This window comes from Neobacillus bataviensis, from assembly GCF_019969725.1.
On the sequence record NZ_JAHXYW010000003.1, the window covers coordinates 35947 to 52047 of the forward strand.

Genomic DNA, 16101 nt, shown 5'->3' on the forward strand with positions numbered 1-16101 from the left:
AATCTTGATTATTCCTGCTTTTTTAGGAGAGCCGTTCAAGGAAAATTAATAGTCTTTTCTTCCTAATTTTTTCAAAAAACAGGAAAAGAAAAGGAAATTAGAAATTATTAGAGAATTATTAATAAAACCCGATTCCAATTCGAATCAACCTTAAATTTCGATTCTAAATGTAATCAACTATTACGAATTAACTTAACTATTCCACCAGGGGGACCATGAAATGAAAACGGGGCATCCAAATGCTGATTTTTTCTTATCAGAGATCACGAAACTTGATAGTGTTACAAAGAACGATATTGAAAACATATTAGTATCGATTTTTCAGTCCAGTTACGATGGCATTTACGTGGCAGATAAACATGGTGTTGGCATAATGGTGAATGCGGCGTATTCACGAACTACGGGTGTAAAAAGTGAAGAATTGCTGGGGAAGAACATGACGACCGTAGTAAAAGAGGGAATCGTGTCGGAATCAGTCACCGTAAAAGTGTTAGAAAAGAAAACACCCCAAACGATTATACAATCGGTGAGAGGGAAGGAACTATTGGTTACTGGAAGTCCTGTATTTGATCGGAATGGTGAAATCATATACGTTGTAACAAACGTAAGAGATATTTCGGAATTAAATGCGATAAAAACCGAACTTTATCAATCCAAAAAAATGACCGAATCCTATATGAATGAAATAGAAGAATTACGAAAAAGAGAATTAATACATATGCATCTTGATGGAATTGTCGCGCAAAGCCAGGAAATCATGAGGGTTTTTCATCTTGCCAGAAAGGTGGCAAAGGTGGATTCCGGAGTTCTTATATTAGGGGAATCCGGTGTCGGGAAAGAAGTGATTGTCAATTACTTGCACCAGGAAAGCGACCGCGCGGCCAAACCATTGATAAAAGTAAATTGTGGCGCGATTCCAAGTCATTTGCTGGAATCTGAATTGTTTGGCTACGAAAAAGGAGCCTTTACAGGGGCAAACAGTCAGGGAAAAAAAGGTTTATTTGAGCTGGCAAATGGGGGAACCATTTTTTTGGACGAGATTGGTGACATGCCCATCGATCTTCAAGTAAAGCTTTTAAGAGTCCTGCAGGAATTTGAAATCATGCGGGTCGGCGGCACAAAAAGCATCAAAATTGATGTCCGGGTCATTTCAGCCACTCATATGAATTTGGAGGAAATGGTCGATAAAAATGACTTTAGAAGGGACCTTTATTACCGGCTCAACATTGTTCCGATCAAGGTTCCTCCATTACGGGAAAGGAAAGTTGATATCGTTCCTCTTGCCTACTACTTTTTAAACAAAACCAATAAAAAGACGCTTTTAAGTAAACGGTTTCATCCTGAAATCCTTCAATACCTTGAAGAGTATCGCTGGCCTGGGAATATAAGAGAGCTTGAAAATTTTATCGAAAGGCTGGCTGTGACGACGGATCAAGATGAAATAACCATAAAGGATTTACCTCCCTATATGCTCCCAAGCAGGGATTCTAAAAAATCCGAAGGCGGAAAGCTGAAAGAAACCCTGGCAAATGTGGAACGGAAAATCATCAAAGAGCAAATGGAGGTATCGAAGACAACCCGCCGTGCTGCGGAGGCTTTAGGTATCAGTCAATCAGCTCTTGTAAAAAAAATGCAAAAGCTGGGTTTAACCATGTGATGAAAAAAGGAATCAAGTTTTTAACAAGCCGGCAGTCAATCGCTGGCTTTTTTCTTTTGTACGATTAGAAATTTTTAACTTATAAGTAGTAGGAATTATAAAAATTTTCACTAGTTTTGTATAAAAATGTCGAAAAATTACATATTTTCTATTTTTATTGAAAATTGGCACGCTTTTTGCAAATAGAATATATGAAATCATTTTTCTGTATTTCAAAAATTGCATAAGCAAAGATCGGAAGGTGTAAAAGGGTATGAACATACCAACGTTTGATCTCAATGGAAAAGTGGCCCTCGTCACAGGAGGCAGTAAAGGAATCGGTTATGGAATGGCAGAGGCGTTGGGGCATTATGGTGCAACACTGGTCATTTCCAGCCGCGGAGCAGCGGACGGGGAAATCGCTGTTTCACAACTAAAGGAAAAGAATATTGCTGCTACTTATATTCCTTGTGATGTGACCAAAAAAGACCAGGTAGAACAATTGGTCCATCAAATTGTGGAGCAATTCGGCTCGCTTGATATTTTAGTCAACAATGCCGGAATGAATATCCGCAAACCGCTGGTAGAAGTAGAAGAAAATGATTGGGATACTGTTTTTAATGTCAATCTCAAAGGACTTTTTCTAGTAGGGCAAGCGTGCGCGAAGCAGATGATTAAACAAAACTATGGAAAAATCATTAACATCTCCTCGATTCTTGGAACTATCGGCATGCAGTTTCAAACATCCTATGCGGCTAGTAAAGGTGGCATTAACCAATTAACAAAGGTTTGGGCAGAGGAATTAGCTCCCCATAACATTACGGTTAACTCCATTGGACCCGGTTATATCATCACTCCGATGACGAAGGAGTGGCTATCAGATCCTGAAAGATCGGAAAAAATCATTAGTTCTACCATGATTAAACGAATCGGTGAAACTTCCGATCTTGTAGGACCAGTCGTTTTCTTGGCTTCTGATACTTCAAAATATGTAACTGGCCAGGTATTGCATGTTGATGGAGGCTACACAGCGCGATAATGCTTTTGATTTAGGAGGTTTAAATATGAATATCGTCAAAGAAATCCACTTTAACCGTGAAGTAAAGGTGTTCCAAAATCGTCCCAAAAATCTCTTCTCGATGCTTGAAGAGTCTGTGCAAAATTATCCAGACCAAGAAGCTCTTGTCAAGGATGGAATACGGCTGACCTATAAAGTGATGAAGGACCGTGTGGAAAAGATTGCCGGACATTTGCAAAAATCCATGGGTGTGAAAAAAGGAGACCGAATCGCTCTTTTATTAGGAAACAGCATCGAATTTAGCCTGCTGGTCTTCGCTTGTGCCAAATTAGGGGTCATTGTGGTGCCGCTAAACACAAGATTAAAAGAAAAAGAACTTACTTTTATGCTGGAACAATCGGGCAGCAAAATTTTATTTGTTGATGATGAATTCTTACATAAGGTTGAAGCCATGAGAGATGAGGATTCTATTACAGGTGTTCAATATTTCTTCTTGGTTGGCAACCAAATCCCGAAACGAAAAGACTATTTGCCATATGAAATTTTAGAACAGACCACGACTGTCGAGGACGTTGAGGTGTTAGAGGATGATCCGTTATTTATTATGTATACCTCTGGAACAACCGGACTTCCCAAAGGCGCAGTGGGCAGTCATTTGGGGGCCATCCACAGCTCGATGAATTATGAAATGGTTTTACACACCAATCATAAAGCAAAAACGTTAATCGCTGTTCCGCTTTTCCATGTGACAGGCTTAATCGGCCAGCTTTTTCACATGGTAAGAGTGGGCGGGACATCCGTTATTATGAGGAGATACCAAACAGAAGAATTCATTCAGTTAACTGCCGAGGAACAGGTTTCCTTTTTATTTAACGTTCCAACCATTTACATCATGATGATGTCCCATCCGAATTTTTCATTATACAGTTATCCAAACGTAAATTGTATCGCATACGGTGGCGCTCCAATGTCTTCGGAAACTATTTATAAGTTGAAAAAGTATTTTCCGAATGCGTATTTGCAAAATGCGTATGGTGCGACGGAAACTTCTTCACCGGCTACCATCATGCCTAGACTTTATAACGAAGAAAAAACAAGTTCGGTCGGGTTGCCCGTACCGGTTGGTGAAATGATGGTTGTCAATGAGGAGGATGAGCCTTGTGCACCTGGTGAAGTGGGCGAATTATTAATTAAGGGCCCGATGATTATTGAAGGATATTGGAACAATGAAACAGCCAACCAAGCTACCTTTTTAAATGGCTATTGGCGCTCAGGAGATATGGCCAAAATCGACAAGGAAAGTTTTGTGTATATCGTCGACCGCAAAAAAGATTTAATTAACCGAGGCGGTGAAAAAATATTCTCCATCGAAGTAGAGAATGTCCTTTATAATCATCCAAAGGTATTGGAAGCGGCCGTTGTAGGCGTTCCAGATGAACTTTTTGGAGAAGTTGTCAAAGCGGTAATTGTTCCAAAGGAAGGCGAAATCCTGGATGAACAAGAAATAAGAGATTTTGTGGCGGAGAGATTAGCAAATTATAAGGTTCCTAAACTAATCGAATTTGTTTCAGAGCTGCCCCGAAATCCAGGTGGAAAGGTCTTAAAGAACGTATTAAGGAACCTCCAGACCAAATAAATAATTTTTTCGAACGAAAGGAAGAGGAACATGTCAGCGATTATGAAAAAAGCTTGGGGATATCGTTATTGGGTTCTTGTCATACTTTGGTTAGTCTATATTATTAACTATTTTGACCGGATGGCCGTCCTAACGTTTTTACCATTCATCCAAAAGGATTTACATTTATCACCTGTTGAGGTAGGCCAGCTGGCTTCTGTTTTCTTCTTTGCCTATGCCGCAGCTCAAATCAGCGCAGGTTTCCTTGCCGATAAAATTGGCTCGAAACGGGTAATGTATATTGCCATTACCGTGTTCACTTTTGTTACAGCCGTAACAGGTATGGTCAAAAACTTTGGTCAGTTTATTGCCCTTCGAATTGGTTTAGGGCTTGGAGAAGGCCATCATTTTGCTCCTGCCATTCGTGCGATCAATAACTGGTTTCCCTTTAAAGAAAGAGGAAGAGCGGTTTCCTTTTTCGCCACCTCCTGGGCAGTAGCTCCTGCCATCGTTCCTGTTATTGTCACAAGTATTTCCATTTATTTCTTTGGCGGTGCTTGGAGACCAGTATTCTATGTACTCGCGATCCCTGGGGCACTTGGAATCTTTTTATTATGGAGGTTTGTAGCAGATTCTCCAAAAGAAATGATTGAAAAAGGAAAACTAAGTAAGGATCAAGATATCGAGGAAGCAAACGTTGCTCCTAAAAAGCTGTTAAAGGAAGAGAAAAGAAAAGCCTATGGCGTTTTCCTAAAGGATGTTAATTTTTATGTTTTTACATTATGTCTATTTTGTCAGTTAGCCGTTTATTGGGGAACTTCCACGTGGTTAACTTCATTCCTTGTTACACAGCACGGGTTGAATATTAAGGAAATGGGCTTTTTCGCCTCTGCTCCCTATATCGTTGCGTTCTTTGCCATGATGCTTGGCGGCTGGCTGATGGATAATGTGGTTCATCGGATGAAGCCGGTTGCGTTAATCGGATATATCGGAAGTATTCCTGTTCTATGGATGCTAGGTTCAGTAGAAAAAGGAAATACCGGTCTTTTACTTACACTTTTATTGCTAGTTGGATTCTTTGTAAACTTAAACTTTGGCTCTATTTATGCTTATTTACCAAAACGTTATCCAAAGGAAATTGTCGGAAGTGCGACAGGATTAGCAAATGGAATTGGTCAATTAGGTTCCTTTATTTCTCCGCTAATTGCTGGGTATTTAGTTACTGTAGGGGCAAATGGAACACAGAATTTCAGCCGAGTATTCATCTTTTTTGCCATTGTTTCGGCAGTAGCGGCACTTTGTTCGATCATTCTAAAGGAAAAGAAAGTAACAAAGGATTCCTCCAACACAATCGACAATGCGAAATCCGTTAGTTAAACTCTTTTCAAATAAAATTCAACTTAAAAAGGCTCGCAGGGGGAAAGACAATGGCAGACCAACATACATTTGATCCATATAAAACGTGGCAAACCTATATGCTCCAATGGGAAAAACAAACAAATGAGATGATTCAATCCTGGACAAACAATCGTGAAGCAATCAAGATCGCTTCCATTAGCTCAGATATCCAGGCAAGTTTTCTAGAGATGCTTCAAAAAAATCAACAGGAAGCAGCCAATCTGTTAAATTTACCGACAAAAAGAGATATAACCAATGCAGCAAAACTAACGATCCAAACGGAAGAAAAGCTTGATGCCCTGGAGGAACTGATTTGGAATTTACAGGATTCCATCGAAGCTTCCAAAAATGAAAACAGTAGTATTGCAAAAATCACTAGTGAGATGCTGAAGCAAATGAAACAGCTGAAAACGGAACAGAAAAAAGAATCGGAAACAGTTAGAGAAATCTATAGCGAACTTCAAGAGATAAAAAGGGATCTAGCTGTAATGAATAGTTTAAAAGAAGAGATTGTCAGTCTTAAATTACTGATGGCAGAAAGCACCCAAAAACACGAACGGGAATTAGTTTTAACTAAGTAAATGCTAGGAGGAGAGTCAGGTTGGCATCAACTATTATTGATATCGAAAAAGAAGTAGAGCGCTGGCGGGAATTCGTTAATTCCGTTAATGGTTCAGAGCCTAGCACCAATCATACCCCAAGAAAAGCGATTTGGAAAAAAAATAAAGCAACCTTGTGGCATTATGCTGCTGCTGAGAAAAAATATGATATACCTGTTTTTATGATTTATTCCTTGTTTAACCGGCCTACTATTCTTGATTTTGCCCCTGGGGCCAGTGTCATTGAAGGACTGGTCAACATGGGCTATGATGTCTATTTACTAGACTGGGGCATTGCCGGTGACGAAGATAAGGATATTAATATTGAAGATTATATTGCTGAATATATTAAAAAAGCGGTTCAACGTGCTCTAAGGCACTCTGGTACGGAGGAAGTTTCCGTTATTGGATATTGCCTTGGTGGAACCTTCGCAGCCATGTATGCAGCGATTGCCGAAGAACCAATTCGGAATCTGATTGTTGCTACCGTTCCCATTGATTTTAGTGTTGCTGCACTGCCGGATCAATGGGAGGAAGGACTAAAGGAAGGTGAGTTCAATCTAGACCGTATAATCGATGTATTTGGGGTTATTCCACCTTCTTACGTAGAGGCGATGTTCAGGTCCGTAACCTCTCCCATCTACAATAGTCCCTATGTTACACTTTTAACCCGCGCTAATGACAAGCGGTTTGTGGAAAAGTGGCGTCGTATGAATTCATGGACAAAAGGGCATGTTCCCTTAACAGGCGGAGCATTTCGGCAATTAACAATCGATCTTTTTAAAGATAACAAACTAGTAAAAGGTGAGTTTACGATTCATGGCCAAAAAGTGGATTTAGCGAATATCAAGGCCAATCTGCTGGTTGTCAGCTCGAAAAACGATAACCTCATCCCTGAAGGCCAAAGCAAGCCATTAATGGATTTAGTGTCAAGTAAAGATAAAACTTACTTAAGTGTCGATGCAGGTCATGTTTCCTTAGCCATGACCGGAAAGTTAAATGGAATCCTTGAAAAATGGCTTGGCAGCCATTCAAAGTAATGCTGGATTAATTTGAATACTGCGTGTTAAGACTGGCAGTATCTTTGATTAAAGGGAGGTAGTAATGTTATGTCTATTTTGCAAACAGCTATTTTTGATGTTATTAACGAGAAGGAATCTATTCAATTTTTACAGTCACTGATTCAAGTGGATAGTGTGAATCCACAAGGAAATGAAAAAAGGGTCGCTGAGGTAATACAAGCTTATTTAAAGTCTAGCAATCTACAAGTTGATTTAGATGATCTCGGGAACAACCGAGCAAATCTATTTGTTACCTACCCAAATGGGACCACGGAGGAAAAATATTTAGTTTACAGCGGACATTTCGATACAGTGCCTCCTGGTAAGATCGAGTGGGAGCATGACCCGTTTTCTGGCGAAGTAGTGGACAACAAAGTATATGGACGAGGTACAACTGACATGAAGGGCGGAGTAGCCGCCATGGTGCTTGCTTTGAAGTATTTAGAGCAGGCAGGCGTGAAACTTAGAGGGAAACTTCAGTTTGTTGGAACAGCGGGAGAAGAGGTGGATGGCTTCGGTGCAAAAAAAGTAGTCGAGAAGGGGCAAATCGACAAAGCTACAGCATTGGTTGTATCGGAACCTAGTGAAAACCAAATTTTTCATGCACATAAAGGCTGTTTATGGCTAGAGATAACCACCTACGGAAAAACCGCACATGGTTCCATGCCCGACCAGGGTATCAATGCGATTTTAACGATGAATGAATTTATCAATCGTTTGAAAACTTATCAATTTGAATACACACCACATCCAGTATTGGGCCACCCGACGATGAATATCGGAACGATTGAAGGCGGCGTAAAAACCAATGTGGTGCCTGATCAATGTAAGATGACGCTAGATATTCGAACCGTTCCCGGACAAAATAATGAACGTATATTAATAGACATTGAGAATTTGATCAAAACGGTTGCAGCCAAATCAGAAGCAACATATGAACTAACGGTTATTAATAGTATGGAATCGGTTGGTACGCTTGAGTCGGATGATTTTGTTCAACTGGCGATTGCAACGGGGAAAAATCATCTAGACCTGGATTTAAAGCCTTTAGGTGTCAACTATTATACCGACGCATCGGTATATTGTCCGCATTTGCAGGTCCCTGCCATCATCTTTGGTCCTGGAAAACCAACACTCGCTCATCAGCCAAATGAATATGTGGAGATTGATAAGTTTATTGAATCTATTCGTTATTTTATGGCACTTGCTATTGATTATTTAGGGGAAAACTAAATTTGAAAAAACAATTCCTATTATTTTCTTTAATAAAGGGAATTGTTTTTTCTAATCTACCTAATATTCAGAATATAAATGCGATTTAATTCACATAATTTTCCTTTCATGTATAATAAAAATTAAGGTGGAGTCCATATTTTAAATCCAAATTGTTTAAGAGGGTGAAAATCTTGTCAGTAATCGATCTCACAGCAACCGAATTAGGAACATTAATCAAAGAAAAGAAACTATCCCCGGTAGAAGTTGTAAGCGCTTTTTTAGACCAAATCGACAAACATAACTCAAAATGGAATGCTTTTGTAACAGTCAATGAACAAGCCATTGAAGAAGCAAAAAAAGCGGAAGAGTCCCTTATGAAGGGGAAGGTGCTTGGTAAACTTCACGGTATCCCCATTGCGATTAAAGACTTAACACCGACAAAAGGGATGTTAACCACATACGGCTCACCGCTTTTTAAAGACTATGTGCCAGACTATGATCCTATTTTTTTACAAAGAGTAAAAGCAGCCGGAGCCATTGTCTTAGGGAAAACGAATACGCCTGAATTTGGCCATAAAGGCACTACAGACAATCCTCTGTTTGGTGTGACGAAAAATCCATGGAATGACCAGTTAACTCCTGGGGGGTCAAGCGGTGGTTCTGCCGCAGCGGTTGCCGCTAAAATGGCTCCATTTGCGGAAGGAAGCGACGGGGGCGGTTCCATTCGGATACCGGCTGCGTTTACGGGAATTTTTGGCTTCAAGCCAACATATGGTGTTGTTCCAAATGATGGGGATCGCAGTAATTTCTATGGGTCTGAACATCCATACCTACATAATGGGCCAATGGCAAGGACGGTTGAAGATGCGGCCCTGTTATTCTCTGTCATGCAAGGATTTGATCCTACTCAGCCTAGCTCGTTTCCAGTAGTAAAAGAAGATTTCACAGATCTTAAGGTAGACATGAAAGGGTTAAAAATTGCCTATACCCGGAATTTTGGACTATATGAAGTTTCTGAAGATGTGGCCCAAGTCATTGATAAAGCAGTTCAGAATTGTACAGAACTTGGTGCTCATGTGGAAGAGGTGGAAATCGATTTCGGTATAAGTTTAAAAGAGCTTGTCCGAACGTTTTCCGGAATGTGGTGTGTCAAATTCGCCGCTGGTTATGGCGAGCTATTTGATCGTAACCCTGAGAGCTTTTCTGAAGGAATGGCAAAGATGATTGAAATAGGCAGGAAATTTAGCGCCATAGACTATAAAACTCTTGAACTAAAACGCACCATTGTCTGGAGAAAAATCCAAGCAATCTTGAACAATTACGATCTATTACTTTCCCCAACGAACGCTGTAACCGCCTTTGAACATCACATCCAAGGACCATCCATGATTAATGGGAAAAGTGTGAACCCAGCTACAGGCTGGATGCTGACCCAAATCTATAACCTTACAGGACATCCTGCGGCCTCATTGCCAGTCGGACTGACAAAGTCTGGACTTCCGGTAGGATTGCAAGCAGCTGGAAACCGTTTTGCTGACAAGCTTGTGTTACAAGCTTGCAGAGCCTATGAGAAATCATTCCAAACCTATATCGAACCAACCCCAACCTTAATAAAGAAATAAGGAGGTTTTTATGAGTAAAATTATTCATGAAAAAAATGTCCCTGCTGTTATGAGAGATGGCACCACCTTGTATGCAGATGTGTTTCGTCCTGAAGGAGAAGGAAAATATCCTGTCCTCCTGCAACGAACGCCCTACAATCGAACATTTCTCCCTCTAACCACAATGGTCCTGGATCCCATTGCGGCAGCCCATCAAGGCTATGTCGTCATTATTCAGGATGTCCGTGGACGCTTTGATTCAGAAGGGGACCCTTTTTATATTTATAAAAATGAATATAACGATGGCTACGATTCAGTTGAATGGGCAGCCTCCTTACCTTACTCAGATGGCAATGTAGGGATGTACGGCTTGTCATACAAGGGAATGACACAATTTCAGGCGGCCGTCCTGCAGCCGCCGCATTTGAAAGCAATCTTTCCAATCACCTGGGGAACCGATGTGTTTATGTACCGGGGAGGAGCGCTGGAACTAGGTCTAATCATTTCATGGACATTAGCAACAATTGGACCCAATGCCGTCATCAAGGCAAAGCAAGGGAAAGAGGACTTTATCAAAGAATTTATGACACTTGTTCATTCCATCGACCATATTGATGAGGCTGGATTTAATCAATTGCCGATTCAAGACAGCGAATGGCTCAAACTTGGAGACGGTTTTGCCTCCTTCTTTCACGATATTTTGGAGCATGATACGAAAGATGAATACCACCTAGATATTAGTGTTCAAGAAAAATCAGAAAAGCTGAATGTCCCTGTATTCGGTATTGCAGGCTGGTATGATCTATTATTAGGTCAAGACCTCGAACACTTCGAAAAATTGAAACACAAAAAGAATACAAAATTAATGATTGGACCATGGGCCCATGCAGGTTTTTCCCCTACAGTCGGAGATCTGAATTTTGGCTTAAGTGCTTCCAGTCTGATGCTGGATTATAAAATAGATTTAACTAGCCTCCAGCTAAAATGGTTTGATCGTTGGTTAAAAGGAATCGAAAACGAGATTGAGGAAGAGGCTCCTGTGAAAATTTTTGTGATGGGTGAAAATAAATGGCGGAATGAGCAGGAGTGGCCTCTACAACGAACCGTTTATACACCTTTTTATTTCAACAGTCATGGGAAAGCCAATACAAAAGCAGGGGATGGGACATTAACGATCAACCTGCCGCAAGTGGAGTTTTACGATCGTTATATCTATGACCCGGAAAATCCTGTGCCGACACTTGGTGGCAACCATTTAATGCCTATGAATTACCCGCGCGGACCAATCGATCAGCAATTCCTTGAAACGAGGGAAGATGTATTGGTCTACACGAGTGAGGTATTAGCGGAGGATATAGAAGTAACTGGACCTGTGAAGGTGATTTTATATGCTGCTAGTTCTGCAGTTGATACTGACTTTACAGCAAAGCTAGTAGATGTTCACCCTAATGGCAAGGCCTATAACATTGTAGATGGCATTATCCGTGCCAAAAACAGGGACAAAAATCAGCAGCCATCACTTCTAACGCCAAATGAGGTATATTGCTATGAAATCGACTTATTGGCAACCAGTAATCTATTTAAAAAAGGACATCGGATAAGAGTAGAGATTTCAAGCAGCAATTTCCCTCGATTTGATCGCAATACCAATACGGGTGAATCAGGTAAAAACAGTAAAGAGTTAATATCCGCAGAACAACGAGTCTTTCATAGTGAAAGATATCCATCTCATATTTTATTGCCGGTCATTCCAAGAAAGTAACGAGGGTTTTTAGCCGGCCAATTCAAATTATATTTTTAATAGCTTACCAGACATTTTACTTATTTTTTACTAGAATGCTAACTAAAAAAAGGAGTGAATGAAAATGACAGAAGTATATTTGATTGATGGAGCAAGAACAGCCTTTACCAAGTTTGGCGGTTCTTTCGCACAAACAGGTGCAACGGAGCTTGGAAAAGCAAGTGCTGTAGAAGCGCTGCGCCGCTCGAAGGTCGATCCAACACAAATCGACCATGTCATTTACGGGAACGTTATTCACACAGAAAAAAATGCGGCCTACATCTCGAGGCACATAGGCCTAAAAAGCGGTATCCCACAGGAAGTGCCGGCCCTAACGTTGAACCGGTTATGCGGCTCAGGACTTCAAGCTGTTGTTTCGGCTGCCCAGCATATTTTAGTTGGGGATGCTAACGTCGTCCTTGCAGGCGGTACGGAAAATATGTCGCAATCTCCTTATGCCAATTTCACTCAACGCTTCGGTGGTGCTAAAATGGGGAATTTAGCATTTGATGATATGCTGTTAGAAACATTAACGGACCAATACACAGGCTGTGGAATGGGTCTAACCGCTGAAAAGCTTGCAGAAATGTATGAAATCTCAAGGGAAGAACAAGATGCTTTCACTGTAGAATCAAACCAAAGAGCTGCCAGAGCCGTTCATGCCTTTGAAGAAGAAATTGTCGGAGTCGAAGTCAAAACAAGAAAAGGCAGCCTGCTTATCCGGGAAGACGAACATATCAAGCCAGATGCGAACTTAGAAGCCTTATCCAAGCTCAAGCCTTCGTTTAAAAAAGATGGCACCGTAACAGCCGGGAATGCCTCAGGAATCAATGACGGAGCGGCATCACTGGTCGTTGCAGGGAAAGAATCTGTACAAAAAAACAATCTAAAACCGATTGCCCGCATTGTATCTTGGGCCGTCTCCGGAGTAGATCCGACCATCATGGGCATCGGACCGGTTCCAGCAATTAAACAGGCGCTTAACAAAGCAAAACTAACGATTGATGACATCGACCTTTTTGAAGTAAATGAGGCATTCGCCGCCCAATATTTAGCAGTTGAAAAAGCGCTCGGACTCGATCGGAACAAAACCAATGTGAACGGCGGAGCGATTGCCTTAGGACACCCTGTTGGTGCAAGCGGGGCAAGAGTTTTATTGTCTGCGGCTTATGAATTGAGAAGAAGGAATGCACGCTTTGCTGTCGTAAGTTTATGCATCGGCGGGGGCCAAGGGATCGCGATGGTGATTGAGCACGTTTAAACGGTTGTAATCCAGGAATTAGAAGGAAGTGAGAATTTTTGTACGATTCCATTAAAACCGAACTTAACAATGGCATTTTAACTATTTTTTTAAACCGGCCGGAGCGAATGAATGCGTTCACGTCTCTCATGGTCGAGGAGCTGGTGAACGTATACAAAAAGGCAGATCAGGATGATAAAGTTCGTGTGATTGTTGTAACAGGCGAAGGTAAAGCATTTTGTGCGGGAATGGATTTAGGTAATGGAGGGGAGACTTTCTCATCTACAGAATCAATCGATGACTATCGAGACGGCGGCGGGCAGGTCAGCCTGGTTGTGCACAGCTTGAAAAAACCAATCATTGCCGCCATTAATGGTCCTGCCGTTGGAATTGGTTTAACGATGACACTTGCCATGGATATACGGATTGTCAAAAAAGATGCGAAAATCGGCTTTGTTTTCGCCAAACGCGGCATCGGTCCTGAAGCCTGTTCGGGTTGGTTTCTGCCTCGGCTCGTCGGTATTGGAAAGGCGCTTGAATGGATGTATACGGGCCGCTACATACCAACGTCTGAAGCCTTAGCGTCTGGCCTAGTCCAGTATGAAGTGGACGATGTGCTGGAAAAAGCCTATGAAATTGCTCAGATGATTGCAGGTGAAACAGCAGCGACATCGAACCGATTTGTCCGTCAGCTTTTGTGGAACATGCTAAGTGAAAATTCTCCAGGTGCCTCTCATCTTGCTGAATCAAAGTTTCTCTGGTGGGCGGGAAACAACGCTGATGCGAGGGAAGGTGTCCAATCGTTTCTTGAAAAGCGGTCCCCAGACTTTCCACTGAACAGCTGTGATGTACCTGATTTCTTTCATGATGGAAGTAGAGAAAAATAACATAATATTTACATTCCCCCTTAATCTTGTTGGTTAAGGGGGTTTATTTAGACCATCACAATCTGGGTACATTTCCATAGGTAAAGATAGTAGTTTTACGCTGCATATTAATAATTTTTTATAAATTAGAAAAAAATAGTGTTATGGAAAGGAGGGATTGCGAATGTCTGTGAAAAAGTGGTTAAAAGGATTAGTCGCTTTGATTGCAATGATTATGGTTGTGACAACTATAGGCACACTCGGCGTATTTGCCGAATCCAGTGCTAAAACTCAGCCAACGGAGACGATGAAAGCGATTCAGGTCAAGATGAACGATGATTACTTTAATCCAAAAGTCATCACACTTTTCAATGGAAAATCAACAACGTTGATATTGAAAAATGAAGGTAAGAAAGAACACACCTTCACAGTGGAAAAACTCGGAATTGACGCCGAAATCCAGCCAGGAAAAGAAAAAACCATTATCGTTAAACCAACAACCCCCGGTACATATGACTTGATATGTCGGTACCATGTCCAAAAAGGAATGGTTGGAAAAGTAATAGTTCAATAACAAAACAAGCAAGGCCAGGGGCCTTGCTTGTTTAATATACAATGGATTTTTCCTATTTTATGTAATTCAAGAGGGAGGGATACGCATTGTCGAACAACATTTCAAGTAATAATACGGGAAAGATACACTTCATGTTAAAGTCTACTCCGCCAAGAGCAACTTTTCATCAGGACATGACCGAAGAGGAAAGGAACATCATGTTACAACACATCGCCTATTGGACAGAAAAACAGAATCAAGGGATTGCTTTGGTTTTCGGACCAGTTCTAAATCCTAAAGAACCCCATGGACTCGCAATCATCGAAGTTGAGAATGAAGATCAAGTTCCAAAACTCATCGCAGAAGATCCCGCCGTTATGGCAGGAGTAATGACAGTGGAATTTTATCCGATGAAGGCAACATTACCCAAATAACATCCTTATTAAAAGGAGCTTTAGCGGAGTTCAAGGCTGTCATGTTGGCAGCTTTTCTTATTCTAAAGGGTTAATTTAACGAGAAATCGCTCTTTTAAAAAGCTCCCTAAATTTCTCCCTATCTTCTGCTGTAAATGGTTTTGGACCCTTTGTACGTTTACCACTTTTTCGAGCCATTGCACTCAAATAACGGGTTTGTAACAATTGGTCGATGTTTTCATGTGTATAGCTATACCCTTTATGGTGAAGAACCGTACACCCTTTTGCTAAACCTAGCGAGGCAAGGCCATAATCTTGCGTAACGATGATATCAGCTTTATCTGCTAACTTCATAATCCGATAATCCGCCGCATCTGCTCCAGAATCCACATAAATAGTTTCCACTCCAGATGGTTGCTCCGCATTTGAAAAATGAGAAAAACTAGTTACAAGGATAACAGGGATTTCAGCCTTTGTACCTTCATAGATAATGATATCTTTTACCGGACAAGCATCTGCATCAACATAAATTTTCATCTTTATCTCTCCCATGAGTATCCCCCATAACTAAAGTTAGGGGTTTCGATAGAATAGGCTTTTTAGAAGCATTGTCTTTTCGTGGGCTACCACAGGTCCAGCAAATACATCAGACAGATGCCTTCAGCTTTGCTTTTATATGTAATGAGCACTTAATTTATTATAGTATTGATTGATGGATTTTACCATGTGCCCTTGATAAGCAGAGGCTTCTGCCCCGTGTTATCGACGATAGTTGCCAGGTTATCGACTCCCAAATCAATACCCACGACTCGTTTCGGCTCAAAAACCATTTCATTCCATTGTTTTTCAGTTCTTTGGATTTCGCTTTCCTGAATTCCTTTGAATAAGACTTCCACAACATAGAGAGGAGGGAGAAAAAAGCTTTTAAATCGTGAAGATTTTTACAAACATTAAACAATGTGTGAAATAATTTGTACTAACTTTCTTGTCGTTGCAAAAGAAAAGTATGCAAAATGAATGTTAGGAAACTTTCTTGTTGCGGAGGGGGTAACTTTCTTGTCGTTGTACACACGGGGACGCCGATTGGTGTAAAGACCAATCGGCGT

The 16101-nt window shown here is 41.0% G+C and carries 14 protein-coding genes and 1 pseudogene; 13 read left to right on the plus strand and 2 right to left on the minus strand.

Translation table 11 applies throughout. From position 1 onward, the window contains the following. Positions 1-220 precede the first annotated feature (220 nt). From LC455_RS08635 to LC455_RS08695, 13 genes are all read left to right on the plus strand, one after another. Positions 221-1657, plus strand: coding sequence for a sigma-54 interaction domain-containing protein (locus tag LC455_RS08635; protein WP_223589930.1), 1437 nt, complete (start codon positions 221-223; stop codon positions 1655-1657). A 253-nt stretch (positions 1658-1910) separates the two neighbouring features. After that, positions 1911-2675, plus strand: a complete 765-nt coding sequence (locus tag LC455_RS08640) for an SDR family NAD(P)-dependent oxidoreductase (protein ID WP_223589932.1) — start codon at positions 1911-1913, stop codon at positions 2673-2675. A 25-nt stretch (positions 2676-2700) separates the two neighbouring features. Continuing rightward, a complete protein-coding gene (locus LC455_RS08645; protein ID WP_223589934.1) occupies positions 2701-4290 on the plus strand; it encodes a class I adenylate-forming enzyme family protein in 1590 nt (529 codons plus the stop codon). A gap of 30 nt (positions 4291-4320) precedes the next feature. Continuing rightward, positions 4321-5646, plus strand: coding sequence for an MFS transporter (locus LC455_RS08650; protein WP_223589936.1), 1326 nt, complete (start codon positions 4321-4323; stop codon positions 5644-5646). A 50-nt stretch (positions 5647-5696) separates the two neighbouring features. Continuing rightward, complete coding sequence (locus LC455_RS08655; RefSeq protein WP_223589937.1) at positions 5697-6248, plus strand: polyhydroxyalkanoate biosynthesis repressor PhaR; 552 nt, start codon at positions 5697-5699, stop codon at positions 6246-6248. 20 nt (positions 6249-6268) lie between these two features. Further along, positions 6269-7306 (plus strand): alpha/beta fold hydrolase, encoded by a 1038-nt coding sequence (locus tag LC455_RS08660; RefSeq protein ID WP_223589939.1) that lies wholly within the window; start codon positions 6269-6271, stop codon positions 7304-7306. A 69-nt stretch (positions 7307-7375) separates the two neighbouring features. Continuing rightward, complete coding sequence (locus tag LC455_RS08665; protein WP_223589941.1) at positions 7376-8560, plus strand: M20 family metallopeptidase; 1185 nt, start codon at positions 7376-7378, stop codon at positions 8558-8560. Between the two features lie 173 nt (positions 8561-8733). Then, the gene (locus LC455_RS08670) at positions 8734-10164 is read left to right on the plus strand and encodes an amidase (RefSeq protein ID WP_223589943.1); all 1431 of its coding nucleotides are present in this window, start codon (positions 8734-8736) and stop codon (positions 10162-10164) included. 10 nt (positions 10165-10174) lie between these two features. Further along, positions 10175-11905, plus strand: coding sequence for a CocE/NonD family hydrolase (locus LC455_RS08675; RefSeq protein WP_223589944.1), 1731 nt, complete (start codon positions 10175-10177; stop codon positions 11903-11905). Positions 11906-12008: 103 nt separating this feature from the next. Next, positions 12009-13184: an acetyl-CoA C-acetyltransferase gene (locus tag LC455_RS08680; RefSeq protein WP_223589946.1), complete on the plus strand. Its 1176-nt coding sequence runs from the start codon at positions 12009-12011 to the stop codon at positions 13182-13184. Between the two features lie 38 nt (positions 13185-13222). After that, entirely contained in the window at positions 13223-14050 is an 828-nt protein-coding gene (locus tag LC455_RS08685) for an enoyl-CoA hydratase-related protein (protein ID WP_223589947.1), read from the plus strand. 163 nt (positions 14051-14213) lie between these two features. Beyond that, positions 14214-14603, plus strand: a complete 390-nt coding sequence (locus LC455_RS08690) for a cupredoxin domain-containing protein (protein ID WP_223589949.1) — start codon at positions 14214-14216, stop codon at positions 14601-14603. An 86-nt stretch (positions 14604-14689) separates the two neighbouring features. Then, complete coding sequence (locus LC455_RS08695; protein WP_223589951.1) at positions 14690-15016, plus strand: YciI family protein; 327 nt, start codon at positions 14690-14692, stop codon at positions 15014-15016. Positions 15017-15091: 75 nt separating this feature from the next. On the opposite strand, the gene LC455_RS08700 is transcribed toward LC455_RS08695, so the two are convergent. Then, a complete protein-coding gene (locus LC455_RS08700; protein WP_223590890.1) occupies positions 15092-15532 on the minus strand; it encodes a YaiI/YqxD family protein in 441 nt (146 codons plus the stop codon). Positions 15533-15673: 141 nt separating this feature from the next. After that, positions 15674-15801 (minus strand): annotated as a pseudogene (locus LC455_RS32065) (transposase); the annotation flags it as partial. Positions 15802-16101: the final 300 nt, after the last annotated feature.

Bases quoted from the DNA above. Each gene is read 5' to 3' on its own strand.
- LC455_RS08635 (WP_223589930.1), top strand. From the start codon at position 221: ATGAAAACGGGGCATCCAAATGCTGATTTTTTCTTATCAGAGATCACG.
- LC455_RS08640 (WP_223589932.1), top strand. From the start codon at position 1,911: ATGAACATACCAACGTTTGATCTCAATGGAAAAGTGGCCCTCGTCACA.
- LC455_RS08645 (WP_223589934.1), top strand. From the start codon at position 2,701: ATGAATATCGTCAAAGAAATCCACTTTAACCGTGAAGTAAAGGTGTTC.
- LC455_RS08650 (WP_223589936.1), top strand. From the start codon at position 4,321: ATGTCAGCGATTATGAAAAAAGCTTGGGGATATCGTTATTGGGTTCTT.
- LC455_RS08655 (WP_223589937.1), top strand. From the start codon at position 5,697: ATGGCAGACCAACATACATTTGATCCATATAAAACGTGGCAAACCTAT.
- LC455_RS08665 (WP_223589941.1), top strand. From the start codon at position 7,376: ATGTCTATTTTGCAAACAGCTATTTTTGATGTTATTAACGAGAAGGAA.
- LC455_RS08675 (WP_223589944.1), top strand. From the start codon at position 10,175: ATGAGTAAAATTATTCATGAAAAAAATGTCCCTGCTGTTATGAGAGAT.
- LC455_RS08680 (WP_223589946.1), top strand. From the start codon at position 12,009: ATGACAGAAGTATATTTGATTGATGGAGCAAGAACAGCCTTTACCAAG.
- LC455_RS08690 (WP_223589949.1), top strand. From the start codon at position 14,214: ATGTCTGTGAAAAAGTGGTTAAAAGGATTAGTCGCTTTGATTGCAATG.
- LC455_RS08700 (WP_223590890.1), bottom strand. From the start codon at position 15,532: ATGAAAATTTATGTTGATGCAGATGCTTGTCCGGTAAAAGATATCATT.